The following is a 25380-nucleotide window of genomic DNA, read 5'->3' as shown; positions in this document are numbered from 1 at the left end:
CTTAACGCAGGCCGAGTACGTCGAACATGTCGAACAGGCCGCTGCGCTGGCCGCTCAGGAAGCGCACCGCACGCAGCGCGCCCTGCGCGTAGGTCACGCGGCTGGACGACTTGTGGGAGATTTCGATGCGCTCGCCGATGCCCGCGAACAGCACGGTGTGGTCGCCCACGATGTCGCCGCCGCGGATGGTGGCGAAGCCGATGGTCGACGGGTCGCGCTCGCCCGTGATGCCTTCGCGGCCGTACACGGCGCAGTCCTTGAGGTCGCGGCCCAGCGCGTCGGCGATCACCTCGCCCATCTTGAGCGCGGTGCCCGAGGGCGCGTCGACCTTGAAGCGGTGATGGGCCTCGACGATCTCGATGTCGTAGCCGGTGGCCATCGCACGGGCGGCCATGTCGAGCAGCTTGAGCGTGACGTTGACGCCCACGCTCATGTTGGGCGCCATCATGATGGCGATGTCTTTGGCGATCTCGGCGATCTCGGCCTTCTGCGCATCGCTGAAGCCGGTGGTGCCGATCACGGCCTGCACGCCCAGCTCGCGACACACGGCCAAGTGCGCCATCGTGCCTTCGGGGCGGGTGAAGTCGATCAGCACCTGCGCGTCCTGCAGGCCGGTGCGCAGGTCGGCCACGATGGGCACGCCGCTGGTGAAGCCCAGGAAGGCCGCGGCATCGGCGCCGAGGGCGGCGCTGCCGGCGATGTCGAGCGCGCCGGCCAGGCGGCAGTCGGGCGCGTTGCGCACGGCTTCGATGAGCATGTGGCCCATGCGGCCCGAGGCGCCGGCGATCGCCACCCGGCGCAGCGCGGGAGCGAAAGAAGAATCGGAAGTGGGGGGGGTGGTCGGTTCAGTCACGGGGATTCGGTCGTTGAAAAGTCCCTACGGGAGCCATGGACACCGACAAAAGCCACCCCACCGGTCCGGCGGGCACCGCCCGCAGGAGGGGTGGCCGCCGCCGGAGCCCTGCCGCGCGCGCTCAGCGCGCGGCTTCGAGCGGGGGGTAGGCGGCCGGCAGCGCGGGCATGGGGGCTGCCGGGGTGCCGGTGGTGTCGGCTTTCTTGTCGGCCTTGGGCGCGAATTTCTTGAGCTCTTCTTCGGTGGCCTCGAGCTGCGGCACCTTGCCGCTCTTGCGGCGGGTGTCGAGCGTGGCGACGAATTCTTCTTCGCTGGGCATTTCGTCGCCCTCGAAGCGGTCCATGAGTTCGCCGTTGAAGAACACGGTCAGGCGGCGCTCCTGCGGATCGACGCCCTGGCGGCGGATCGTGAAGACGTAGTCCCAGCGGTTGGCGTGGAAGACGTCGTTCAGCAGCGAGGTGCCGAGGATCTCGCGCACCTGTTGGCGCGACATGCCGGGCTTGAGTGCCGCGACCTGTTCCTTCGACACGAAATTGCCCTGCACCACTTCGACTTTGTAGGGGGTGACGGCAGACAGCGCGCCACGCGTGCGTTCGCTGAAACCGCTGCAGGCACCAAGGGCGAGCGTCGCCGCAATGGCAGCGACCAGCAACCAGGGCCGGCGTTGGAGGATGGCAGGCATGGGAGAAGAGGGGGTAGCGATATGATCGAACATTGTAGCGGCCGAGCCTGAAGGCCCGGCCTCAGCCCAGGGCGCAGGAACCATCATGGCCAACATCGACGAACTCAAGAACACCGGCCTCAAGGCCACCTTGCCGCGGCTGAAGATCCTCGAGATCTTCCAGACCGGCAGCCAGCGGCACATGACCGCGGAAGACGTCTTCCGCGTGCTGCTCAACGAACACTCCGACATCGGCCTGGCCACGGTGTACCGCGTGCTCACGCAGTTCGAGCAGGCCGGCATCCTGGAACGCAGCCACTTCGAAAGCGGCAAGGCAGTCTACGAACTGAACGAAGGCACGCACCACGACCACCTGGTCTGCACCTCGTGCGGCAAGGTCGAGGAGTTCTACGACGCCGAGATCGAACGGCGCCAGCAGATGATCGCCAAGGACAAGGGCTGGGTCCTGCAGGACCACGCCATGTCGCTGTACGGCCTGTGCGGCGACTGCGTCAAGAAGCGCTGACGCCAGCCACCCCGCGAAAGCAGAAAGCAGCCCTTCGTTTCGAAGGGCTTTTTTCTTGCCTGTCTCAGTCCGGGTCGCGCCCGCTTTCCATCGCCTTGTGGTGGCGCGCCACGAAGTCGGCATAGGTGTCGATGCCGCGCAGCTGCAGGATCGAGTTGCGCACCGCCGCCTCCACCAGCACGGCGATGTTGCGCCCCGCCACCACCTGGATGATGACCTTGCGCACCGGGATGCCCAGCACGTCCTGCGTGAGCGGCGCCGAGGGCATGCGCTCGTAGTCGCGCTCGAAGCTGTCGCGCCGCACGAGGTGCACGATGAGCTTCAGGCGCATCTTCCGGCGCACGGCCGTCTCGCCGAAGATCGCGCGGATGTCCAGGAGGCCGATGCCGCGCACCTCCAACAGGTTCAGCAGCAGGTCGGGGCAGCGCCCTTCGATGGTGTTCTGGTTGATGCGGTACAGGTCGACCGCGTCGTCGGCCACCAGGCCGTTGCCGCGCGAGATCAGCTCCAGGCCGAGCTCGCTTTTGCCCAGGCCCGACTCGCCCGTGATCATCACGCCCATGCCCAGGATGTCCATGAACACGCCGTGCATCGAGGTGCGCTCGGCAAAGTGCTTGGACAGGTAGGCGCGCAGCAGGTCGATCACGAAGGCCGACGACTCGCGCGTGGCAAACAGCGGCAGCTGGGCGCGCTCGCAGATCGACAGCAGCTCGTCGGGCGCGGCCTGACCGTCGGCCAGCACCAGCATCGGCGGCTCCAGCGTGACGATGCGCCCGATGCGGCGCACGCAGTCTTCCTTGCTGCCGCGCGTGAGGTAGGCCACCTCGCGCGCGCCGAGGATCTGCACGCGGTACGGGTGGATGTAGTTCAGGTAGCCGACCAGGTCGGCGGCCGACTGTGCGCGGCTGATGACGTCGGGGTCGAACTGGCGCTCCGAGGCGCCCAGGCCCGCGAGCCATTCCCAGCGGAGCGACCCGCGGAACTCCTCGAACATGGCATCGGCGCTGATGACGGTCGGCTTCATGCGTGCGGCGGCCGGCGCGGGGCGCCGGCATTCTGGTCAGGATGGAGGGAGAGAAAAGCGTCGCCGCAGCTTATCAGCAGCGGCAGGCCCGGCACGGGCGCTCAGGCGACCTGGGTCGACTGCCAGCCGGCAATGAGGCCGTGCAGCGCAGCGGCGTCGGTGCTGGACTTGATCTGCTCGCGCAGGCCGGCGTCGCTCAGCAACTCGGCAATTTCGGACAGGATTTCGAGGTGCTTCTGCGTGGCCGCTTCGGGCACCAGCAGGAAGATCAGCAGCGCCACGGGCTGCTCGTCGGGAGCGTCGAAGCCGATGGGGTTCGCCAGCTGGAACACCGCAGCCATCGGCGCCTTGAGGCCCTTGATGCGGCCATGTGGAATGGCGACTCCGTGGCCCAGGCCGGTGGAGCCGAGGCGCTCGCGCGCGAACAGGCTGTCGGTGATGAGGGCACGGCCCAGACCGTGAAGGCTCTCGAACAGCAGGCCGGCTTCTTCGAAAGCACGTTTCTTGCTGGTGGCGTCAACGCTCACGAGCACTTGAGCGGGCGGCAGGATGGACGCGAGGCGATTCATGGTGGGGTCAGAGCGGGGGCGATTATGCACCTCCTCGGTAAAAACCCCCAGTCCCCCTAATTACTTTCGTCTACATGTGTTGCCGTGAGGCGTCGCTTCCTCTGGAGGCCCTTGCAAAGCCCCACCAATGTGGTCGGACAAACAAAAGGCCGCCCGAAGGCGGCCTGAGATGCGGGGCGCGGGGCCCGGCGTTTACATCACGCGCTTGGGCGCCACGTGATGGTGGTCCTGCAGGCGATCCTTGTGGCGGACCACCTGGCGGTCGAGCTTGTCGACCAGCTCATCAACCGCGGCGTACAGATCAGCGTGGCTCGATTCCGCGAACATGTCATTGCCCTTGACGTGAATGTTGCACTCCGCCCTTTGGCGGCGTTCCTTTTCCTTCTGCTTTTCCACCGTGAGGATCACCTTGACATCGACCACCTGGTCGAAATGTCGCGTGATCCGGTCCAGCTTGCTCGTGACGTAGGTGCGCAAGGCAGGTGTGACGTCGAGGTGATGACCGCTGATCGTCAAATTCATGAATGACCTCCTGAGAATTGACGGTTGGGGAAATGACCGCGCTCCGGGATGAAGCGTGGCCGGCGAAACAGGTGAGGTTGGGAGAGAGGGGGAAGAGGAAGGGAGATGAAGAAAGGGGGCGGTCGGATTCACTATGCCCAAGCTGTCACGGTATTGCAATACCGGGGCTTGCCCGAGTGACGAGCCGGTGTATTGCATGCCCTAATCCGCTATTGATTCCATAGCTGCCCCCGTGCAGTGGCATGCCGTTGCGGCACATTGGAAGCAAGTGTTTCCATGTGCAGCGCGCAGTGCCCCTCCCGCCCGAAGGGCCGGCCCGTTCAGCGCCAGGCGGCGCGCATGCGGTTGCGCAGGTCGATCACCGCCGCCGGCGGCGGCACAGCGGGCGGCAGCACCGGCGGCGGCGGCCAGGTCTGCAGCTCGAAGCCCGCCAGGTCGGACTCCGTGATGAAGCGGGTGCGGTTGGCGTACAGGTGCCGGTCGCCGCGCGCCGCCTGCTGCGTGATGTGGAAGCGCTGCGGCATCACCAGGTGCAGGTGGTCGCGGGCCCGCGTCATCGCCACGTAGAGCAGGCGCCGTTCTTCTTCCAGCTCATGCGCGCCCTGCGCCACGTCGGCCGGCATGCAGCCGTCGACCACGTTGATGACGTGCACCGAGTTCCACTCCTGCCCCTTGGCCGAATGGATGGTCGACAGGATCAGGTAGTCCTCGTCGAGTGAGGGCGGGCCGGGCCGGTCGCTGGTGGCTTCGGGCGGGTCGAGCGTGAGCTCGGTGAGAAAGCGCTCGCGCGAGCCATAGCCGGCCGCCAGCCGCGCCAGCTGCTCGACGTCGGCGCGTCGCACGCCCGAGGTGTCTTCGTACAGCCGCTCCAGGTGCGGCTGGTACCACTGCATGGCCACCTCCACGTCGGCCGGCCACTGCAGCGACGGCGCGCGCAAGGCGGCGTAGGCCTGGGCGAAGTCGGCCCACTGTTCACGCGCGGCCGACGGCGGCACGAAGTCGCGCACCGCCGCGGCCGGGTCGCCCGCCTGGTCCATCGCGTCGAGCAGGCGCGTGCCGGTGGCCGGCCCCACGCCGGGAATGAGCTGCGTGACCCGGAAGCCCGCCATGCGCCCGCGCGGATTCTGCGCGAAACGCAGCACGGCGAGCAGGTCCTTCACGTGCGAGGCCTCGAGGAACTTGAGCCCGCCGAACTTCACGAACGGGATGTTGCGCCGCGCCAGCTCCAGCTCCAGCGCCGCGCTGTGCGACGAAGTGCGAAACAGCACCGCCTGCGACTTCAGCGCCAGCCCGCCCTCGCGGTGCGCCAGGATCTTGTCGGCCACCCAGCGTGCCTGCCCGGCCTCGTCGGGCACGAGCACCAGCACCGGCTTGCCGGCCGAGGGCTTGTCGGTCCACAGCGTCTTGGCGTGCCGCTCGGCGGCCTGCGCGATGACGCGGTTCGACACGTCGAGGATCGGCTGCGTCGAGCGGTAGTTGCGCTCCAGCGTGACGATGCGCGCCTCTTGCGAGAACTGCGACGGAAAGTCGAGGATGTTGCGCACCGTGGCGCCGCGGAACGAGTAGATCGACTGCGCGTCGTCGCCCACCACCGTCACGCCGCGCCCGTCGGGCTTCATCGCGCGCAGGATCTCGGCCTGCAGCAGGTTGGTGTCCTGGTACTCGTCGACCAGCACGTGGTCGAAGCGCGCGCCGACGTGCGCGGCCAGCGCGGGCTCGGCGACCATCTCGGCCCAGTAGAGCAAGAGGTCGTCGTAGTCGAGCACGTTCTGCTGCTGCTTGGCCTCGACGTAGGCGCCGAACAGCGTCTTGAGCTGGGCCTCCCACTCGGCGCACCAGGGAAAGCTGTCTTTCAGCACAACGGCCAGCGGCGCGCGCGTGTTCACGCAGCGCGAGTAGATCGACAGGCAGGTGCCCTTGCGCGGGAAGCGGTTGACCGTGGACGACAGGCCCAGCTCATGCCGCACCAGCCCCATGAGGTCTTCGGCGTCGCCGCGGTCGTGGATGGTGAAGTTCTCGTCCAGCCCGATCTGCGCGGCGTACTCGCGCAGCAGCCGCGCGCCGATGCCGTGGAAGGTGCCGGCCCAGGGCAGCGCCGGCGGGCGCTCCGACTTCAGGCCCAGCACGCGCGCCAGCACCTGGCCCGCGCGGCGCTCCATTTCCTGCGCGGCGCGGCGCGAGAAGGTGAGCAGCAGCAGGCGCTGCGGATCGACCCCGTCCGCGATCAGGTGCGCCACGCGGTGCGCCAGCGTGCTGGTCTTGCCCGAGCCGGCACCGGCGATCACGAGCAGCGGCCGGTGGTCGGCGCCGACCGCTGCGCCCACGCCGTGCTCGACCGCCGCGCGCTGGTCGTCGTTGAGCGCGGCGAGCGCCGCGGCCAGGCGCTCGGCTTGCGTCTTCGGGGGGGTGGAAAGAACGGGGGACGCAGGGGTCTGCATGGGCACGACTTTACTGTATGTCCGTCCAGTTCGAGTGCCTTGTCGCCCTGTGGCCGGTGACATAATCGCGCCTCGCTGCAACCGGAGACTCCCCTTGGAAACCGCCCCGTCTCGGCAGCTTTCAACTCCCTGGCGACGCTGCGCGTGATGTACTGACGCCGGGTCCGCGGGAATTGAAAGCGCCCCGCCCTCGCCCATCGTTCAGTCACCCCCGGGAGTGAGCCCATGCTCAACATCTTTACGCTCGCCAACGGCCGCCTCGTCCAGGAAGAGATCGAGTCGCTCGAAGAGCTCTCCAAGTTCCAGCCGATCTGGGTCGACCTCGAGTCGCCCACGCTCGAGGAAAAGCGCTGGATCAAGCAGTACTACGGCCTCTCGATTCCCGAAGACGCGATGGACGAGGACATCGAGGAGTCGGCGCGCTTCTACGAGGAAGACAACGGCGAGCTGCACATCCGCTCCGACTTCTTGATCGACGACGACGAAGACCCGCGCACGGTGCGCGTCGCCTTCATCCTCAACCAGCACAACACCGACCTGCGCAGCCGCGGCGTGCTGTTCTCGATCCACGACGAAGACGTGCCCGTGTTCCGCCTGCTGCGCATGCGCGCACGCCGCGCGCCGGGGCTGATCGAAGACGCGAAGGAAGTGATGCTCAAGCTCTTCGACGCCGACGCCGAATACTCGGCCGACACGCTGGAGAACATCTACGACGAGCTCGAGGTGGCGGGCAAGAAGGTGCTGTCGGGCAACGTCAGCGACGAGCTGGCCGGCGAGGTGCTCGGCGCCATCGCACGGCAGGAAGACTTGAACGGCCGCATCCGCCGCAACGTGATGGACACGCGCCGCGCCGTGAGCTTCATGATGCGCAGCAAGATGCTCAACGCCGAGCAGTTCGAGGAGGCGCGCCAGATCCTGCGCGACATCGAATCGCTGGACAACCACACGGCCTTCCTCTTCGACAAGATCAACTTCCTGATGGATGCGACCGTCGGTTTCATCAACATCAACCAGAACAAGACCATCAAGATCTTCTCGGTGGCCAGCGTCGCGCTGCTGCCGCCCACGCTGATCGCGAGCATCTACGGCATGAACTTCAAGTTCATGCCCGAACTCGACTGGGCCATGGGCTACCCCTACGCCATCGCGCTGATGGCAGCGAGCGCGCTGGTGCCGATGTGGTACTTCCGCCGGCGCGGCTGGCTCAAGTAACGCCGCGCATCGGGTGCTAGAGTGGCTGTCGGCAGGCAGCTGACCTGGAGAGCCCCCGTGCGCAGACTTCGTTTTCTCACCAACCGCCACCGCGCGCCGTCGACGAACACCGCGCTCGGACTGCTGCTGGCCTTCAACGCCGGCGCCATCAATGCGGGCGGTTTCCTCGTGCTGCACATGTACACCTCGCACATGACCGGCTTCGCCTCGCAGCTGGCGGACGGCATGGTGCTGGGCAACCTCACGCTGCTGCTGAACGCGCTGGGCGCGATCCTGGCGTTCGTGAGCGGCGCCGCGGCCTGCGCGGTGTTGGTGAACTGGGCGCGGCAGCACCGGCTGCATGGCGTGTATGCGCTGCCGCTGCTGCTGGAGGCCGCGCTGATGTTCCCGTTCGGGCTCGCCGGCGCCATCACGCTGACCTGGGCCACGCCGTTCGCGGTGCCGCTCACGGTGCTGCTGCTGTCGTTCATCATGGGCCTGCAGAACGCCGTGGCATCGAAGACCTCGGGCGGCAGCACGCGCACCACCCACATGACCGGCAACATCACCGACGTGGGGATCGAGCTGGGCAAGATGCTCTACTGGAACCGGCGCGCGCCGTCCACGCCGCTGCCGGTGCGCCACGACCGCAGCCGACTGCGCCGCTGCGGCGGGCTGGTCGCCATGTTCGTGCTCGGCGGCGCCGTGGGCGCGCTGGGCTTCAAGCACGTGGGCTTCATCTGCGTCGTGCCGCTGGCCGCGCTGCTGCTGGCGCTGTCGATCCCGCCGCTGCTGCGCGACCTGCCGCAACTGCGCCGGCTCGCACCGTAGGCAGGTGCTTCAGGCCGCGTCGCGCGGCAGGGAGGCGAGCCAGGCGTCGACGAGCGCGAGGCTGTAGCGGCTCGCCACCTCGGCCACGAAGCGCGTGAAGTCGCCGTGCGCGGCATCGTCGGCGCGGTCCGAGATGGTCCGCAGCGCCGCGAAGGGCACGCCGTAGTCGTGGCAGGCCTGCGCCATCGCAGCGCCTTCCATCTCGACCGCGAGCGCGTCGGGCAGCGAACGCTGCAGGGCCCCACACTCCGCGGTGGTCGACACGAAGCGGTCGCCGCTGATCAGCAGGCCGCGATGCACTTTCGGTGAACGCAGATGGAACTCATCGACCGCCTTCTGCCCCACCAGGCCCACCGGATCGCGCAGCGTGCTTTCGGCCACCGCCGCCAGCGCATCGCCGATGGCCGCATCGGCCGCGAAGCGCGAACGCCCCATCAGCGGCACCTCGTACTTCGGAAAGATCGGCGAGGCGTCCATGTCGTGCTGCAGCAGCTCGGTCGCCACGACCACGTCGCCGACATTCACGCCCGGTGCCAGCCCGCCCGCCACGCCCGTGAACACGATCGCCCGCACGCCGAAGCGCTCGAGCAGCACCGTGGCCGTGACCGCCGCCGCGACCTTGCCGATGCGCGACAGCACCGCGACCACGGGCTGGCCCTGCAGGTGACCGACCCAGAAGTCGCGGCCGGCGATGCGCATGCGCTGCTCGTCGGGCATGCGCGCGAGGAGCGCGCTCAGCTCCTCGTGCATGGCCGCGACGATGGCGATGGGCGCAGCGGCCATGGCTTACTTGATGTCCACGCCGTAGAACGTGTGGCGGCCGAACGGGCTCAATTTGAAGTCGACGACCTCCTTGCGCACCGGCTTCAGCTGCACCGCATGCGCGATGGTGAACCACGGCGCCTGCTCCTTGAAGATGACCTGCGCCTTCTTGTAGAGCGCATCGCGCTCCGACTGCTTGGTCGCGCTCTTGGCCTTCACCACGAGGTCTTCATACGGCTGGTAGCAGAACTTCGAGATGTTGCTGCCGCTGGCCGACTTGGCCGAGGCGCAGCCCAGCAGCGTGTACATGAAGTTGTCCGGGTCGCCGTTGTCGCCGGTCCAGCCCAGCATGCCCATCTGGTGCTCGCCGGCCTGCAGGCGCTTGCGGTACTCGCCCCACTCGAAGCTCTTGATCTCGGCCTTGACGTTGATCTTGGCCAGGTCGGCCTGCATCAGCTCGGCGATGCGCTTGGCGTTCGGGTTGTACGGGCGCTGCACCGGCATGGCCCACAGGTCGGTGCTGAAGCCGTCGGGGAAGCCGGCCTGCGCCAGCAGCTTCTTGGCCGCTTCGGGGTCGTACGGGTCGTCCTTCACGGCATCGTTGTAGGACCACAGCGTCGGCGGAATCGGGTTCTTCGCGGCCACGCCGGTCGTGAGGTACACGCCGTCGATGATGGCCTTCTTGTTGATCGCCATGTTGATGGCCTTGCGCACGCGCACGTCGTCGAAGGGCTTCTTCGTCGTGTTGTACGAGAGGTAGCCCACGTTCAGTCCCGGCTGCTCCAGCACCTGCACGTTCGGGTCCTTGCGGATCGCGTCGAGGTCGGCCGGATTCGGGTACGGCATGACGTGGCACTCGCCCTTTTGCAGCTTGGCCCAGCGCACCGAGGCATCGGGCGTGATTGCGAACACGAGGTCGTCGATCTTGGCCTTGCCGCCCCAGTACTGCGGGAAGGCCTTGAAGCGGATGATCGCGTCCTTCTGGTACTGCACGAGGTAGAACGGGCCGGTGCCGACCGGGTCCTGGTCGACCTTCTCGGGCGTGCCGGCCTTGAGCATCGCGATGGCGTACTCCTTCGACTGGATGCCCGCGTACTGCATCGCCAGGTTCGCGAGGAACGGTGCTTCGGCCTGGTTGAGCGTGATCTTCACCGTGTGGTCGTCGATGCGGTCCACCGACTTCAGCAGCTTGGGCATGCCCATGTCGTTGAAGTAGGAGTGGTTCTGGCTCGTGACCTTGAAGAAGGGGTCGCTCTCCTTCCACTGGCGCTCGAGCATGAAGATGAAGTCGTCGGCGTTGAAGTCGCGCGTGGGCTTGAAGCTCTTGCTCGTGGTGTGCCACTTCACGCCCTTGCGCAGGTGGAAGGTGTAGACCGTGCCGTCGGCCGAGATGTCCCATTTTTCGGCCAGGCCCGGCATCACCTTGGTGCCGCCGCGCTCGAACTCGACGATGGTGTTGTAGACCTGCGTGGTCACGTCGAAGGACGTGCCGGTGGTGTTCATGCCCGGATAGAAGTTTTCCGGGCTTCCTTCGGAGCAGTACACCAACGTCTTGGCTGACACGGCGCCGCAGGCCAGGGTAAGGGCCGTGAGCGCTGCCGGTGCCAGGAGCGCCAGCTTTTGTGAGCGGCGCGAAACGGAGGACTGGGTCTTCATGGGGACTCCTCGAGACAGGGTTGAAAAAATCGCCACTCCACTCTTCTTCAGGACGCGGCGAGCACGGGACCATCGGCGCGCACGGCAGGCGCGCCATCGAGAAACTGCTCGGCGTAGTGGCAGGCCACCAGCCGTTCGTCGAGCGCGCGCAGCGCGGGGCGCTCCTCGCGGCAGCGCGGCTGCACGTGCGGGCAGCGCGTGCTGAAGACGCAGCCCGAAGGCGGGTCCAGCGGCGACGGCAGCTCGCCCTTGAGCACGATGCGCTGGCTGCTCAGGCCCGGCGTCGAGGCCAGCAGCGCCTGCGTGTACGGATGCAGCGGCCGCGCGAAGATGCGCGACTTGGGGCCCTGCTCCACCGCATGGCCCAGGTACATCACGAGCACGTCGTGCGCGATGTGGCGCACCACGCCCAGGTCGTGCGAGATGAAGAGGTAGGCCAGCCCCAGCTCGGCCTGCAGGTCGGCCAGCAGGTTCAGCACCTGCGCCTGGATCGACACGTCGAGCGCCGACACCGGCTCGTCGGCCACCAGCAGGCGCGGCGACAGCATGAGCGCGCGTGCGATGGCGATGCGCTGGCGCTGGCCGCCGGAGAACATGTGCGGGTAGCGGTTGGCGTACTCGGGGCGCAGGCCGACGCGGGCCAGCATCTCGCGTGCTTTCTCTGCGCGCTCCGGCTTGCTCAGCGTGGTGTTGATGGCCAGCGGGTCTTCGAGCACCGCCGAGATCTTCTTGCGCGGGTTGAGCGAGCCGTACGGGTTCTGGAACACCAGCTGCACCGCCTGGCGCAGCTCGCGCCTGCGCTCATGCGGCGGGCTCACGGCATCGGCGCCGATCAGCGTCAGCTGCCCGGCCGTGGGTTTCTCGATCAGCGCGACCATGCGCGCGAGCGTCGACTTGCCGCAGCCCGATTCGCCTACCACCGCGAGCGTGCGCCCGCGTTCGAGGCGGAACGAGATGTCGCCCACGGCGCGCAGCTGCGCCGGCGCGCGGAACAGCCCGCGCCGCACGGCGTAGGTGCGCTGCAGGTTGCGCGCCTCGGCGACGATCTCCGGTGGCGATGCGTCGCTCATGGCAGCACCTCCGCGATGGCAGCGCGCGGCGGGTCTTGCGCAATGGCGTCTGCGCGCCCCGGCTCGCCGAGCGGAAAGTGGCAACGCACCTCGGCGCCCTGCCACGCACGCAGCGCCGGGCGCACCTGGCAGGCGCGCTCGGTGACGTAGCCGCAGCGCGGCGCGAACAGGCAGCCCGCGGGCCGGTCGTGCACGCCGGGCACCACGCCGCTGATGGTGGCGAGCCGGCCCTCGGGCGCGGCGCGCTCGGGCAGCGCCGCGAGCAGCGCCTCGGTGTAGGGATGCTGTGGCGATGCGAACAAGCGGTCGACGCGCTGGTGCTCCATCACCTGCCCCGCGTACATCACGGCGATGCGCTGCGCCATCTCGCTGACCACGCCCATGTTGTGCGTGATGAGCACCAACGCCATGCCGCGCTCCTTCTGCAGGTCGCGCAGCAGGTCGAGGATCTGCGCCTGGATGGTCACGTCGAGCGCGGTGGTCGGCTCGTCGGCGATCAACAGGCGCGGGTTGCAGGCAATGGCCATGGCGATCATCACGCGCTGGTTCATGCCGCCCGAGAGCTGGTGCGGGTAGCTGCCCAGGCGCGACGAGGCGGCGGGAATGCCCACCTGCTCGAGCAGTTCGGTGGCGCGCTTCTTCGCTTCGCGCTTGTCGAGCTTCAGGTGCAGGCGCAGCGTTTCCATCAGCTGGAAGCCGATGGTGAAGCAGGGGTTGAGGCTGGTGGTCGGCTCCTGGAAGATCATCGCGACCTCCTTGCCGACCAGCGTGCGGCGCGCCTTGTCGGAGATGCCGAGCAAGTCCTTGCCTGCAAAGCGCATGTGGTCCGCGCGCACGCGGCCCGGGAAGCCGACGAGGCCCATGAGCGCCATCATCGTGACGCTCTTGCCCGAGCCCGATTCGCCGACGATGCCGAGCACCTCGCCTTCTTCGAGCGTGAGGCTCACGCCGTCGACGGCATGCAGCACGCCGCCTTGCGTGGGGAACTCGACGTGCAGATCCTTGATGTCCAGCAAAGGCATCTGTGCTCTCCTTTGCGTCAGCGCTTGAGCTTGGGGTCGAGCGCATCGCGCAGCCCGTCGCCCAGCAGGTTGAAGGCCAGCACGGCCGCAAGGATGGCGAGGCCCGGGAAGGTCACGACCCACCACGCGCGCAGCACGAACTCGCGCGCATCGGCCAGCATCGTTCCCCACTCGGGCGACGGCGGCTGTGCGCCCAGGCCGATGAAGCCGAGCGCCGCCGCATCGAGGATGGCGGTCGAGACGCCCAGCGAGGCCTGCACGATCAGCGGCGCCGAACAGTTGGGCAGCACCTCGCGGAACATCAGGCGCAGCGTGCTGGCGCCGCTCACGCGCGCCGCGGTCACGTAGTCGCGCGAGACCTCGGCGATGACCGTGGCGCGCGTGATGCGCACGTAGTGCGGCAGCACGACGATGGCCACCGCGAGCATGGCGTTGACGAGCCCCGGCCCGAGGATCGCGACGATCACGATAGCCATCAGCAGGCTGGGCATCGTGAGGATGATGTCCATCATGCGCATGATCGCGATCTCCAGCGCGCCGCGGAAGAAGCCGGCGACGAGCCCGAGCACCACGCCCACCACCACCGACAACGCCACCACCGCGACGCCGATCGACAGCGACAGCCGCGCGCCGTGCATGAGCCGCGACAGGATGTCGCGCCCGATGGCGTCCGTTCCCAGCAGGTAGGTCCACGAGCCGCCTTCCTGCCAGGCCGGCGGCTTGAGGAACGCGGCGGCGTTGGTTTCGTTCGGTGCATGCGGCGCGATCCACGGTGCGAACAGCGCCACCAGCAACAGCACCACGATGGTGACGAGACCGATGACCGCGCCCCGGTTCGCCGAGAAGGCGGTCCAGAACTCGCGCCAGGGGCCGGGAGGCGCCGAGGCCTGCGAGCCGGGGGGGACTGCGTGGGTGTTGCTCGTCATCGACTCAGTGCCTGATCCGCGGGTTGATGACGCCGTAGGCGATGTCCACCAGCAGGTTGAGCAGCATCACGATGCCGCCCAGCAGCAGCATGCCGCCCTGCAGCACCGGGTAGTCGCGCCGCCCGATGGCCTCGATGAGCCACTTGCCGACGCCGGGCCAGGAGAAGATGGTCTCGGTGAGGATCGCGCCGGTGAAGAGCACGCCGATCTGCAGGCCGATCACCGTGACGACCGGGATCAGCGCGTTGCGCAGCGCATGCAAGCCCACCACGCGAAAGCGCGACAGGCCCTTGGCGCGCGCGGTGCGGATGTAGTCCTCGCCCAGCACCTCGAGCATGGCCGAGCGCGTCATGCGCGCAATGACGGCCAGCGGCACGGTGCCCAGCACGATGGCCGGAAGAATGAGGTGGTGCAGCGCCGACCAGAAGGCCTCGGTCTCGCCGGCGCGAAGCGCGTCGATCAGCAAGAAGCCGGTCTGCGGCTCGACGAAGTACTGCACCGAGATGCGGCCCGACACCGGCGTCCATCCCAGCTGCACCGAGAAGAACAGGATGAGCAGCAGGCCCCACCAGAAGATCGGCATCGAGTAGCCGGTGAGCGACGTGGCCATCACGCCGTGGTCGAAGATGGAGTTGCGTCGCACCGCCGCGAGGATGCCGGCCGGCAGCCCGAGCAGCAGCGCGAAGAGAATCGCGCACACACCGAGCTCGACGGTGGCCGGAAAGAGCGCGAGGAACTCGCTCATCACGGTGTCTTGCGTGATGAGCGACTTGCCCAGGTCGCCCTGCAGCACGCGGCCGATGTAGATGCCGTATTGCACGAGCAGGGGCTTGTCCAGGCCCATGGCGGTGCGCAGTTCGGCGTGGCGCGCGGGGTCGATCCCGCGCTCGCCGGCCATCGTCTCGATGGGGTCACCCGGCACCAGCCGGATGAGAAAGAAGGCCAGCAGCGTCATGCCGATGAAGGTCGGCACGAGCAAGCCTAGGCGAACGTAAATGAATCTGAGCATCGACCCGCGAATATGCAAGATCGATGCCCCGGCCCCACCCGGGCGGAACCCTTACTACTTCTTGCTATCCCGCAGCTCGCGCCGCAGGATCTTGCCCACCGGGGTCTTGGGCATGTCGGTGCGGAACTCGATCACGCGCGGCTGCTTGTAGCCCGTGAGGTTGGCGCGGCAGTACTCGCGCACCTGCGCTTCGGTGAGCGACTCGTCCTTCTTGACGATGACGAGCTTCACGGCCTCGCCGGTCTTGTCGTCGGGCACGCCCACCGCGGCGCATTCGAGCACGCCGGGCAGCATCGCCACCACGTCCTCGATCTCGTTCGGGTACACGTTGAAGCCCGACACCAGGATCATGTCCTTCTTGCGGTCGACCACCTTGAAGTAGCCGCGCTCGTCGACCACGCCGATGTCGCCGCTCTTGAAGTAGCCGTCGGGCGTCATGACCTTGGCGGTCTCGTCGGGGCGCTGCCAGTAGCCGGCCATGACCTGCGGGCCCTTGATGGCGATCTCGCCGCGCTCGCCGGTGGGCACTTCGTTGCCGTCGTCGTCGAGCAGCTTGAGCCAGGTGCTCGGCAGCGGCAGGCCGATGGTGCCGGTGTAGGCCGTGCTGTTGGTCGGGTTGCAGGTGGTCGAGGGCGAGGTTTCCGAGAGGCCGTAGCCTTCGCAGATGGGACAGCCGGTTTTCTCGAGCCAGAGCTTGGCCACCGCGGCCTGCACCGCCATGCCGCCGCCGACCGAGACCTTCAGGTTCTTCCAGTTGACGGTGTTGAAGTCGGGATGGTTCGCCAGCCCGTTGAACAGCGTGTTGACGGCCGGGAAGCTGTGGATGGTGTGCTTGGACAGTTCCTTGAGCACGCCGGGAATGTCGCGCGGGTTCGGGATCAGGATCAGCTTGCCGCCCGTGCGCATGCTCAGCATCATGCCGACCGTGAACGCGAAGATGTGATACAGCGGCAGCGCGCACACGCTGGTGGGCTGCTCGTTGGCCGGCACCTTGGCCATGACGGGCTCGTTCCAGGCTTCGGACTGCAGCACGTTGGCGATCACGTTGCGATGCAGCAGCACCGCGCCCTTGGACACGCCGGTGGTGCCGCCGGTGTACTGCAGCACGGCCACGTCGTCGGGGCCGGTGGCCACGGGCTTGAGCGAACCGCCCGCGCCCTTGTCGAGCGCGTCGTTGAAGCGCACGGCGCCCGGCAGGCTGAAGTGCGGCACCAGCTTCTTGACGTTGCGCACCACGTAGTTGACCAGCGCGCCCTTCAGGAAGCCGAGCCGGTCGCCCATGGAGGCCAGCACGATGTGCTTGATGGGCGTGCTCGCGATGCACTGCTGCAGCGTGGTGCCGAAGTTCTCCATGATGACGATCGCCTTGGCGCCCGAGTCCTTGAGCTGGTGCTCGAGTTCGCGCGGCGTGTACAGCGGGTTCACGTTCACCAGGATCAGGCCGGCACGCAGGATGGCCGCCACCGCGATCGGGTACTGCGGGCAGTTGGGCATCATCGCGGCGACGCGGTCGCCCTTCACGAGGCCCAGGCCCTGCAGGTAGGCCGCGAAGGCCTTGCTGAGCTTGTCGGTCTCGCCGTAGCTCACGTCCTTGCCCATGAAGCTGTAGGCCGTGCGGTCGGCGTACTTGGTGAAGCTCTCCTCCATGAGCGCCACCAGCGACGGGTAGTGCGACGCGTCGATGTCGGCGGGCACGCCTTGCGGGTAGCTGCTGAGCCAGGGGCGTTCGGTCATGGATGTGTCTCCTCGGAGTCGGATGAGTTTTTAAAAACGAAAACGGCGCACGTGAGGCGCCGCGACGATCAGGCCCGCATCGCGGGCACGGACCTTCGGCCTATTCGATGGCCTTGCCCATATCTTCCACTACTTTTTTCGCATCGCCAAAGACCATCATGGTCTTGTCCATGTAGAAGAGCTCGTTGTCCAGGCCCGCGTAGCCGGCGGCCATGGAGCGCTTGTTCACGATGACGGTCTTGGCCTTGTAGGCTTCCAGGATCGGCATGCCGTAGATCGGCGTGCCCTTGGTGAGCGCGGCCGGGTTCACCACGTCGTTGGCGCCCAGGATGATCGCCACGTCGGCCTGCGCGAACTCGCCATTGATGTCCTCCATCTCGAACACCTGGTCGTAGGGCACCTCGGCCTCGGCCAGCAGCACGTTCATGTGGCCCGGCATGCGGCCGGCCACGGGGTGGATGGCGTACTTCACCTTGACGCCCTTGTGCGTGAGCTTCTCGGCCAGTTCGTTCACGGCGTGCTGGGCGCGCGCCACGGCCAGGCCGTAGCCCGGAACGATGATCACCGTCTCGGCGTTGGACAGCATGTAGGCCGCATCGTCCGCGCTGCCGCTCTTCACGGGGCGCTGTTCCTTGGCGCCGTCGGTGGCGGTGGTTGCCTCACCGCCGAAGCCGCCCAGGATCACGTTGAAGAACGAGCGGTTCATGGCCTTGCACATGATGTAGCTCAGGATCGCACCCGAAGAGCCCACCAGCGAACCGGCCACGATCAGCATCGCGTTGTTCAGGCTGAAGCCGATGCCGGCCGCCGCCCAGCCCGAGTAGCTGTTGAGCATCGACACCACCACCGGCATGTCGGCGCCGCCGATCGGGATGATGATGAGCACGCCCATCACGAAGGCCAGCGCCAGCATCGCGAAGAACGCCGGCCAGCTTTCGGTGGCCACGAACACCAGGCCCAGGCCGATGGTCGCCAGGCCCAGCACCAGGTTCAGCATGTGCTGGCCCGAGAACTGCACCGGCGCGCCCTGGAACAGGCGGAACTTGTACTTGCCCGAGAGCTTGCCGAAGGCGATGACCGAGCCGCTGAAGGTGATGGCGCCGATGGCCGCACCCAGGAACAGCTCGAGTCGGTTGCCATAAGGAATGGCATGGCGCACGAAGCCCTCGAAGAGGACCGCGCCATCGGGCGTGCGCGCACCGACGACCGCCGCCACGGGCGCGGCGGTGATGCCGAAGGCCCAGGGCTCGGCCACCGCGGCCACGCCGATGAACACCGCGGCCAGGCCGATCATGCTGTGCATGAAGGCGACCAGCTCGGGCATCTTGGTCATCTCGACCTTGTTGGCCATGAACGCGCCGAGGCCGCCACCGACCACGACGGCGGCCAGCACCCAGGCGATGCCGGTGGTGAAGTCGACGTTGAGGGCGCGCGCCTGTCCGTGGACCAGCGCGATGGTGGTCAGCACGGCGATCGCCATGCCGGTCATGCCGAAGATGTTGCCGCGGATCGAGGTGGTGGGATGGGACAGGCCCTTCAGGGCCTGGATGAAGCAGACGCTGGCAACGAGGTACAGCAGCGTGACGAGGTTCATGCTCACTTGGCGGCTCCCTCTGCGGCCTTGGGGGCGGCCTTCTTGTCTTTCTTCTTGAACATCTCGAGCATCCGGCGCGTGACCAGGAAGCCGCCGAAGACGTTCACCGCGGCCAGCGCCACGGCGAGCACGCCCATGGTCTTGCCCAGCGGCGTGGTGGTGAGCGCGGCGGCCAGCATGGCGCCCACGATCACGATGGCCGAGATGGCGTTGGTCACGGCCATGAGCGGCGTGTGCAGCGCGGGCGTGACGGTCCAGACCACGTGGTAGCCGACGTAGATGGCCAGCACGAAGATGGTCAGGTTGATGACGGTGTGCGAAACGATTTCCATGGTGTTGTGTTCTCCTCGTTCGGTCTTTCGTGCCCTGTCAGAGCTTCTTGACTTCGTTGATGCGGTTGGCATCGCCAAGCAGCACCACCTTGGGCTTGTAGTCGGCGGCTTCGGCCTCGGTCATGGGGGCGTAGGTGCAGATGATGAGCAGGTCGCCCACATGCGCCTTGCGCGCCGCCGCGCCGTTGAGCGAGATGGCGCCCGAACCGCGCGCCGCCTTGATGATGTAGGTCGAGAAGCGCTCGCCGTTGTTGACGTTGTACAGCTCGATCTTTTCGTACTCGCGCATGTCGGCCGCGTCGAGCAGGTCCTCGTCGATGCCGCACGAGCCTTCGTAGTGCAGGTCGGCTTCGGTCACGGTGGCGCGATGCAGCTTCGCGCGGAGCATGGTGCGGTTCATGGAAGGCAGCCTGCTCTTACTTGCGCGTGACCTGGCCGTCCTGCGTGACGCGGCAGGCGGCGACGATGTCGTCCTCGAGGTCGATCTTCAGCGCGCCTTCCTTCGTGACGACGAGCTTGAGGAAGTCGAGCACGTTGCGCGCATACAGCGCCGACGCGTCGGCCGCCACCAGCGCCGCGAGGTTGGTTTCGCCGACGATGGTCACGCCGTGCTTGACCACGGTCTTGTCGGCCTCCGACAGCGGGCAGTTGCCGCCGATGCCGTCGGCGCCCTTGCCGGCCGCGATGTCGACGATCACCGAACCCGGCTTCATCGACTTGACCATGTCCTCGGTGACGAGGGTGGGCGCGGCGCGGCCCGGGATGAGCGCGGTGCTGATGACCACATCGGCCAGCGCGACGCGCTTGGCGACCTCGGCCTGCTGGCGCGTGAGCCAGCTGGCGGGCATCGGGCGGGCGTAGCCGCCGACGCCTTCGGCCGCGTCCTTCTCTTCCTGCGTCTCGTAGGGCACGTCGATGAACTTGCCGCCCAGCGACTCGATCTGTTCCTTGACACTCGGACGCACGTCCGAAGCCTCGATGACGGCGCCCAGGCGCTTGGCCGTGGCGATGGCCTGCAGGCCGGCCACGCCGACGCCCAGGATGACGACGCGCGCGGCCTTCACGGTGCCGGCGGCGGTCATCAGCATGGGGAAGAAGCGCTGGTACCTGTCGGCCGCGATCATCACGGCCTTGTAGCCGGCGATGTTGGCCTGCGAGCTGAGCACGTCCATGCTCTGGGCACGGGTGGTGCGCGGCGCGGCTTCGAGCGCGAAGCCCGTGACACCCGCGGCGGCCAGGCGCTGCAGGCCAGCCGCGTCGAAAGGATTGAGCATGCCGATGACGACCGCGCCGGCCTTCAACTGCGCCGCCTCGGCGTCGCTGGGCGTGCGCACCTTGAGCACCATGTCGGCGGAGAACGCCCCAGCCGCATCGGTGATCTCGGCCCCTGCCGACTGGTAGCCGGCGTCGGTGACGCTGGCTGCAATGCCGGCACCTGCCTGCACGCGCACGGTGTGCCCGGAGGCCACCAGTTTCTTCACCGTTTCGGGTGTAACGGCCACTCGGGTTTCGCCAGCCGCTGTCTCGGCAGGCACGCCTATCAACATAGAGTTCTCCTCAGGGGGGAAGGGGCAGCACGGATTGCGGGCAGAGCTTACAGCAAGATTACAAGCGCACCTGTCGCCAGAATGCCGCGTTCTTTTTGCCGCTCAACGCCCGCAGGCACTGCACATGAAGCTACTTAATTGATAGCAATTTGGCGGCCGGTCCGACCCCGGGGGAAACACGGGTGACCGCCGCAGAAGCGCTTGTGGCGCCTTCGCTCTCTCTGGCTCTAGATTGCAATCAACTAACACCAATTGGATTCAATTGGCAATTGAACCACATACATAAAATCAATTTGCGTGAATTAATAGCAATTCACAGCAATGATTTCAGACGCAGATAGATACACTTCGATTCATATTGCGGACACATAGAGGTCCACACAGGGCGGAACAAGGGAATGGAATGCGCATTGCAGTACTCGACACCGAGCCGGACCAACTCCGGTTGATCAACCAATCCATGGCGAGCCTCGGTCACGAGTGCCACACGTACGCCGCCGGCAAGGCGCTGCTGCACGCCATGCGCCGCGAAACCTTCGACCTGCTGGTCCTCGACTGGCGCCTGCCGGACATGAACGGCCCGGACGTCGTCAAGACGATCCGGCAGGACTACAAGAGCCGCATGCCGATCCTGTTCGTGACCGAGCGCCACGACGACAGCGACATGGTCGAAGGCCTCAATGTCGGCGCCGACGACTTCATGGCCAAGCCGCTGCGCCCGATCGAGTTCGAAGCCCGCATCAACGCGCTGCTGCGCCGCGCCTACCCCTCGCGCAACGAGCCCGAAATGGTGTTCGGCCCGTACCACTTCTTTCCGCCCTCGCGCACCATCCGGGTCCACGGCGAGCTGGTCGAGCTGAAGAACCGCGAGTACGAACTCGCGCTCTTCCTGTTCCAGAACCTGGGGCGCCTGCTGTCGCGCGAGCACCTGCACGAGGCGGTCTGGGGGCTGGGGGTCGAGGCGCTGTCGCGCTCGCTCGACACCCACGTGTCGCGCCTGCGCACCAAGCTCGAGCTGCGTCCGTCGAACGGCTTCCTGCTGCTGGCGGTGTACGGCCTGGGCTACCGGCTGGAAACCATCGAGGTCGACACGCGGCCCGCCGCTGCAGCTTCCAACGCGCGCTGAGCGCACGCCCCGGCAGGCCGGGCGGGGAACCCCTCCTCCCCGTCGGCCTCCAACTTGTTCCGTCTGAACAAGTGCCCTTCCCCATGCCCCGGCTCCTCCTGGCCGCACTGCTCTTGCTGTGCAGCGGCCTGTTCCCCGCCCTCGCCGAAGACGTCGAGGCCAGCGACATGGTGCGCGGCGGCCTGCAGGCGATCCAGATGATCGACCGGAACGAGGCCGGCGAGCTGTGGGACGGCGCCACGCCCGCCACCCGCAAGCGCATCACCCGCACCGACTTCGCCAGCAAGGTGGCCAGGAGCCGCGCCCCGCTCGGCGGGCCGCAGCAGCGCACCTGGGTGGCCGTGCACCGGCAGGTCGTGACCGACCCGGACGCCGATGCGGCCGGCCAGTACGTCAGCGTCGAGTACGAGACCCGCTTCGGCAATCAACCCCACCGCACGCTGCGCGAGTTGGTGAGCTTCCGGCTCGACGCCGACCGCATCTGGCGCTTCAGCGGCTATATCGTGCGATAGGCGAGATGCCGATAGACTCGCGCCCACGATGCCCACACGCTGGAAACCCAATGTCACCGTGGCCGCGGTGATCGAGCAAGACGGCCGCTTCCTGCTCGTCGAAGAGCAGACCGACGACGGCCTGAAGCTCAACAACCCCGCCGGCCACCTCGACCCCGGCGAGTCGCCCGAGGACGGCTGCATCCGCGAAACGCTCGAGGAAACAGCCCACGCCTTCACGCCGACCGCGCTGCTCGGCGTGTACATGGCGCGCTCGGCCGAGCAGCCCGACGTGACCTACATGCGCTTTGCCTTCACCGGCGAACTGGGCGCGCGCGAGGAAGGCCGTGCGCTCGACGAAGGCATCGTGCGCACGCTGTGGATGACCGTGGACGAGATCCGTGCCAGCGTGGCGCGCCATCGCAGCCCGCTGCTGCTGCGCTGCATCGAGGACTACCTGGCCGGCAAGCGGCATCCGCTCGCGCTGATCCACACCGAAGACGGCGTGCGGCAGCCCCGCTGAGGCCGGCTCAGACGATGACGCCGCCCCCGAGGCAGCGCTCGCCGTCGTACAGCACGGCCGACTGCCCCGGCGTGACCGCCCATTGCGGCGCACCGAAGCGCAGGCTGAAGGCGCCGTTGGCGCCCTCGCCCAATTCGCAGGCTGCATCGGCCTGCCGGTAGCGCGCCTTCGAACCGTAGGCGCCCGCGGTGGGCGCCTCGCCGGCCACCCAGCTCGCGTCGTCCGCCTTCAGTTCGGACGACAGCAGCCACGGATGGTCGTGCCCCTGCACCACCCACAGCGTGTTCTTCTCGACGTCCTTGCGCGCGACGAACCAGGGCGAATGGTCGCCCGCGCCGCGCTGGGCGCCCTTCTCCTTCACGCCGCCGATGCCCAGCCCCTGGCGCTGGCCCAGCGTGTAGAAGCTCAGGCCCTGGTGCTCGCCGAGCTTGCGGCCGCGGTCGTCCTTGATCGGGCCCGGCTCCTTGGAGATGTAGCGGTTCAGGAAGTCGCGGAATGGCCGCTCGCCGATGAAGCAGATGCCGGTCGAGTCCTTCTTTTTCGCGTTGGGCAGGCCGATTTCTTCGGCGATGCGGCGCACCTCGGTCTTGTGCAGCTCGCCGACCGGGAACAGCGTCTTCGACAGCTGCGCCTGGTTCAGGCGGTGCAGGAAGTAGCTCTGGTCCTTCGAGTTGTCGAGCCCCTTGAGCAGCTCGTGCCGGCCCGTGGCTTCGTCGAGGCGCACGCGGGCGTAGTGGCCGGTGGCGATCTTCTCGGCGCCCAGCCGCATGGCGTGGTCGAGAAAGGCCTTGAACTTGATCTCGGCGTTGCACAGCACGTCGGGGTTGGGCGTGCGGCCGGCCTTGTACTCGCACAGGAACTCGGCGAAGACGCGGTCCTTGTAGTCGGCGGCGAAGTTGACGTGCTCGATCTCGATGCCCAGCACGTCGGCCACGCTGGCGGCGTCCACGAAGTCGATGTTCGACGAGCAGTACTCGCTGTCGTCGTCGTCTTCCCAGTTCTTCATGAAGATGCCGACCACCTCGTGCCCCTGCTGCTTGAGCAGGTGCGCGGTGACCGCGGAGTCCACCCCGCCGCTCAGCCCGACCACGATCCGTTGTTTTGCCATAAGCCCGCCATTGTCCCAGCCCGGCGACAGGGGCATCCGGCGTGTGGGAAATCGGGAAAACCCGTGTCGCCGGCTTGTCAGCCGCCACTCCACGATGCGAAAGGCCGGCGCTACAGTGCCCCGAAACACAGCGGAGACAACACGCATGGCGACCCCTTCCCTCTCTGGCGACCCCACCCCCTGGACGCGCAACTACCCGCCCGGCATGCGCTGGGACGCCGAGCTGCCCGTCAAGCCGGTGCAGCAGATGCTCGACGAAGCGGTCGCGCGCTGGCCCGACCATTCGGCCGTGGAGTTCATGGGCCAGGTCCTCACCTACGCCCAGCTCGGCGCGGCGGTCGACCGCGCCGCCAAGGGCCTGCAGGACCTGGGCGTGAAGCCGGGCGTGCATGTCGGCCTGTACCTGCCGAACACGCCGCACTATCCGATCGCCTTCTTCGCCGTGCTCAAGGCCGGCGGCACGGTGGTGAACTACTCGCCGCTGGACGCCGAGCGCGTGCTGGCCCACAAGATCGAGGACAGCCGCACCGACATCCTCGTCACGCTCGACCTCGTGAACCTGTACCCGCTGATGGCGCGCCTGCTCGACAGCTCGCGCCTGAAGACGCTGGTGGTCGGCAGCCTTGGTGACTACGGCGCGGCGGGCGACAAGGTGCAGGCCCAGCTGCAGGGTGCCGGCCAGATCGCACCGGTGCCCACCGACGCACGCCACGTGCGCTTCACCGACCTGCTCAAGAGCGAAGGCACGCACCAGACCTACCCGCTGGGCGACCTCGCCGAAGAGATCGTCGTGCTGCAGTACACCGGCGGCACCACCGGCCTGCCCAAGGGCGCGATGCTCACGCACGCCAACCTCACGTCGGCCTCCGCGCAGTACTACGAATCGACCAAGGGCGATCCGCCCATCCTGGACGAAGGCAAGGAACGCTTCCTGGTCGTGCTGCCGCTATTCCACATCTTCGCGCTCAGCGCCGCGATGCTGCTGGGCGTGCGCCTTGGGGCGGCGCTGGTGCTGCACACGCGCTTCGATGTCGACGCGGTGATGAACGAGCTCGCGGCCAGCCGGATCAGCGTGTTCCCCGGCGTGCCGACCATGTACACCGCCATCCTTTCGCACCCCAAGGCGAAAGAGATGGACCTGCGTTCGCTGAAGTTCTGCGGCTCGGGCGGCGCGCCGCTGCCGGTGGAGGTGGAGCAGCGCTTTTTCGAACTCACCGGCTGCCACCTCAACGAAGGCTGGGGCATGACCGAGACCTCGCCCGTGGGCACCTTCACGCCTGCGCGCGGCGTGCGCAAGGCCGGCTCGTGCGGCATGCCGCTGCCGCGCGTGCGCATCAAGCTCGTGAGCCTGGACGACCCGACGAAGGACGTGACCGCGTTCGGCGAGCCCGGCGAGCTGTGCGTGCAGGGCCCGAACGTCATGAAGGGCTACTGGAACAACCCGAAGGCCACCGCCGAGTCGATGACGGCCGACGGCTACTTCCGCAGCGGCGACGTCGCGAAGATGGACGCCGACGGCTACCTGTACATCGTCGACCGCACCAAGGACATGCTGCTGTGCGGCGGCTACAACGTGTACCCGCGCGTGCTCGAGGAGGCGGTGTACGAACACCCGTCGGTGGCCGAGGTCTGCGTGATCGGCGTGCCCGACGAGTACCGCGGCCAGTCGCCGAAGGCCTTCGTGAAACTGAAGGACGGCGCGGACGAGCTCACGCTCGACGCGCTCAAGAGCTTCCTGAAGAACCGCCTGGGCAAGCACGAGATGATCGGCGCGCTCGAGATCCGCGCCGAGCTGCCCAAGACCGCCGTGGGCAAGCTCTCGAAGAAAGACCTCGTGGACGAGGAAGCCCGCAAGCGGGCCTAGG

General features: G+C 67.4%; 25 protein-coding genes. 7 read left to right on the top strand and 18 right to left on the bottom strand.

Annotated features, from left to right (window positions below; genetic code table 11):
• Window position 1: 1 nt before the first annotated feature.
• Both dapB and AC57B8_RS11855 read right to left on the bottom strand, forming a co-directional pair.
• The gene (gene dapB / locus AC57B8_RS11860; protein WP_492734538.1) at window positions 2-802 is read right to left on the bottom strand and encodes a 4-hydroxy-tetrahydrodipicolinate reductase; all 801 of its coding nucleotides are present in this window, start codon (window positions 800-802) and stop codon (window positions 2-4) included.
• A gap of 172 nt (window positions 803-974) precedes the next feature.
• Entirely contained in the window at window positions 975-1535 is a 561-nt protein-coding gene (locus AC57B8_RS11855) for an outer membrane protein assembly factor BamE (RefSeq protein WP_062481043.1), read from the bottom strand.
• A gap of 85 nt (window positions 1536-1620) precedes the next feature.
• On the opposite strand from AC57B8_RS11855, the gene fur reads away from it, so the two are divergent.
• Window positions 1621-2040, top strand: coding sequence for a ferric iron uptake transcriptional regulator (fur, locus tag AC57B8_RS11850; RefSeq protein WP_062481042.1), 420 nt, complete (start codon window positions 1621-1623; stop codon window positions 2038-2040).
• A 64-nt stretch (window positions 2041-2104) separates the two neighbouring features.
• Here the strand turns inward: fur and hprK are convergent, their stop codons facing one another.
• The 4 genes from hprK to AC57B8_RS11830 form a co-directional block, all read right to left on the bottom strand.
• Window positions 2105-3064, bottom strand: a complete 960-nt coding sequence (hprK, locus tag AC57B8_RS11845; protein ID WP_062481041.1) for an HPr(Ser) kinase/phosphatase — start codon at window positions 3062-3064, stop codon at window positions 2105-2107.
• A gap of 101 nt (window positions 3065-3165) precedes the next feature.
• Window positions 3166-3633: a PTS sugar transporter subunit IIA gene (locus AC57B8_RS11840; RefSeq protein WP_042581318.1), complete on the bottom strand. Its 468-nt coding sequence runs from the start codon at window positions 3631-3633 to the stop codon at window positions 3166-3168.
• 192 nt (window positions 3634-3825) lie between these two features.
• Window positions 3826-4155, bottom strand: coding sequence for a ribosome hibernation-promoting factor, HPF/YfiA family (gene hpf, locus AC57B8_RS11835; protein WP_013538898.1), 330 nt, complete (start codon window positions 4153-4155; stop codon window positions 3826-3828).
• Window positions 4156-4475: 320 nt separating this feature from the next.
• Window positions 4476-6593 carry an ATP-dependent helicase gene (locus AC57B8_RS11830; RefSeq protein WP_496479696.1) on the bottom strand — a complete coding sequence of 706 codons (2118 nt, stop codon included), beginning with the start codon at window positions 6591-6593 and terminating at the stop codon, window positions 4476-4478.
• A gap of 225 nt (window positions 6594-6818) precedes the next feature.
• Between AC57B8_RS11830 and corA the strand changes: the two genes are divergently transcribed.
• On the top strand, window positions 6819-7805 hold the full coding sequence (gene corA, locus AC57B8_RS11825) for a magnesium/cobalt transporter CorA (protein ID WP_056584267.1): 987 nt from the start codon (window positions 6819-6821) through the stop codon (window positions 7803-7805).
• 57 nt (window positions 7806-7862) lie between these two features.
• Window positions 7863-8615, top strand: coding sequence for a YoaK family protein (locus AC57B8_RS11820; protein ID WP_496479695.1), 753 nt, complete (start codon window positions 7863-7865; stop codon window positions 8613-8615).
• Window positions 8616-8624: 9 nt separating this feature from the next.
• On the opposite strand, the gene AC57B8_RS11815 is transcribed toward AC57B8_RS11820, so the two are convergent.
• The 11 genes from AC57B8_RS11815 to AC57B8_RS11765 all read right to left on the bottom strand — a co-directional run bounded on the left by AC57B8_RS11815 (window position 8625) and on the right by AC57B8_RS11765 (window position 20267).
• Window positions 8625-9398: a 5'-methylthioadenosine/adenosylhomocysteine nucleosidase gene (locus AC57B8_RS11815; protein WP_062481039.1), complete on the bottom strand. Its 774-nt coding sequence runs from the start codon at window positions 9396-9398 to the stop codon at window positions 8625-8627.
• 3 nt (window positions 9399-9401) lie between these two features.
• Window positions 9402-11033 carry an ABC transporter substrate-binding protein gene (locus tag AC57B8_RS11810; RefSeq protein WP_070063394.1) on the bottom strand — a complete coding sequence of 544 codons (1632 nt, stop codon included), beginning with the start codon at window positions 11031-11033 and terminating at the stop codon, window positions 9402-9404.
• Window positions 11034-11080: 47 nt separating this feature from the next.
• Complete coding sequence (locus AC57B8_RS11805; protein ID WP_062481037.1) at window positions 11081-12103, bottom strand: peptide ABC transporter ATP-binding protein; 1023 nt, start codon at window positions 12101-12103, stop codon at window positions 11081-11083.
• Complete coding sequence (locus AC57B8_RS11800) at window positions 12100-13125, bottom strand: ABC transporter ATP-binding protein (RefSeq protein ID WP_496479694.1); 1026 nt, start codon at window positions 13123-13125, stop codon at window positions 12100-12102. Before AC57B8_RS11800 ends, AC57B8_RS11805 begins: the two co-directional genes overlap by 4 nt.
• A 17-nt stretch (window positions 13126-13142) precedes the next feature.
• Window positions 13143-14051 carry an ABC transporter permease subunit gene (locus AC57B8_RS11795; protein WP_095949747.1) on the bottom strand — a complete coding sequence of 303 codons (909 nt, stop codon included), beginning with the start codon at window positions 14049-14051 and terminating at the stop codon, window positions 13143-13145.
• Between the two features lie 4 nt (window positions 14052-14055).
• A complete protein-coding gene (locus AC57B8_RS11790; protein WP_095743299.1) occupies window positions 14056-15060 on the bottom strand; it encodes an ABC transporter permease subunit in 1005 nt (334 codons plus the stop codon).
• Between the two features lie 54 nt (window positions 15061-15114).
• The gene (locus AC57B8_RS11785; protein WP_070063399.1) at window positions 15115-16794 is read right to left on the bottom strand and encodes a long-chain-fatty-acid--CoA ligase; all 1680 of its coding nucleotides are present in this window, start codon (window positions 16792-16794) and stop codon (window positions 15115-15117) included.
• Window positions 16795-16894: 100 nt separating this feature from the next.
• Complete coding sequence (locus AC57B8_RS11780) at window positions 16895-18394, bottom strand: NAD(P)(+) transhydrogenase (Re/Si-specific) subunit beta (RefSeq protein WP_354345439.1); 1500 nt, start codon at window positions 18392-18394, stop codon at window positions 16895-16897.
• A complete protein-coding gene (locus AC57B8_RS11775; RefSeq protein ID WP_062481510.1) occupies window positions 18391-18720 on the bottom strand; it encodes an NAD(P) transhydrogenase subunit alpha part 2 in 330 nt (109 codons plus the stop codon). Before AC57B8_RS11775 ends, AC57B8_RS11780 begins: the two co-directional genes overlap by 4 nt.
• Window positions 18721-18757: 37 nt before the next feature.
• Window positions 18758-19120: an aspartate 1-decarboxylase gene (gene panD / locus AC57B8_RS11770; RefSeq protein ID WP_062481508.1), complete on the bottom strand. Its 363-nt coding sequence runs from the start codon at window positions 19118-19120 to the stop codon at window positions 18758-18760.
• Between the two features lie 16 nt (window positions 19121-19136).
• Window positions 19137-20267, bottom strand: coding sequence for a Re/Si-specific NAD(P)(+) transhydrogenase subunit alpha (locus AC57B8_RS11765; protein ID WP_496479693.1), 1131 nt, complete (start codon window positions 20265-20267; stop codon window positions 19137-19139).
• 403 nt (window positions 20268-20670) lie between these two features.
• Between AC57B8_RS11765 and AC57B8_RS11760 the strand changes: the two genes are divergently transcribed.
• The 3 genes from AC57B8_RS11760 (at window position 20671) to AC57B8_RS11750 (ending at window position 22407) form a co-directional block, all read left to right on the top strand.
• A complete protein-coding gene (locus AC57B8_RS11760; RefSeq protein WP_369630987.1) occupies window positions 20671-21393 on the top strand; it encodes a response regulator transcription factor in 723 nt (240 codons plus the stop codon).
• Window positions 21394-21476: 83 nt separating this feature from the next.
• Window positions 21477-21905 carry a DUF4019 domain-containing protein gene (locus AC57B8_RS11755; RefSeq protein WP_496479692.1) on the top strand — a complete coding sequence of 143 codons (429 nt, stop codon included), beginning with the start codon at window positions 21477-21479 and terminating at the stop codon, window positions 21903-21905.
• Between the two features lie 28 nt (window positions 21906-21933).
• Window positions 21934-22407 (top strand): NUDIX domain-containing protein, encoded by a 474-nt coding sequence (locus AC57B8_RS11750; RefSeq protein WP_492698942.1) that lies wholly within the window; start codon window positions 21934-21936, stop codon window positions 22405-22407.
• A 7-nt stretch (window positions 22408-22414) separates the two neighbouring features.
• Here the strand turns inward: AC57B8_RS11750 and mnmA are convergent, their stop codons facing one another.
• Complete coding sequence (mnmA, locus tag AC57B8_RS11745) at window positions 22415-23515, bottom strand: tRNA 2-thiouridine(34) synthase MnmA (RefSeq protein ID WP_496479691.1); 1101 nt, start codon at window positions 23513-23515, stop codon at window positions 22415-22417.
• 145 nt (window positions 23516-23660) lie between these two features.
• Between mnmA and AC57B8_RS11740 the strand changes: the two genes are divergently transcribed.
• Entirely contained in the window at window positions 23661-25379 is a 1719-nt protein-coding gene (locus AC57B8_RS11740) for a long-chain-fatty-acid--CoA ligase (protein WP_496479690.1), read from the top strand.
• Window position 25380: the final 1 nt, after the last annotated feature.

This window comes from Variovorax sp. BGA-UO-ETr-C22 (genome assembly GCF_059567965.1).
The sequence above is the reverse complement of the archived record's forward strand: the minus strand, read 5'-3'. Positions and strand labels throughout refer to the sequence as shown.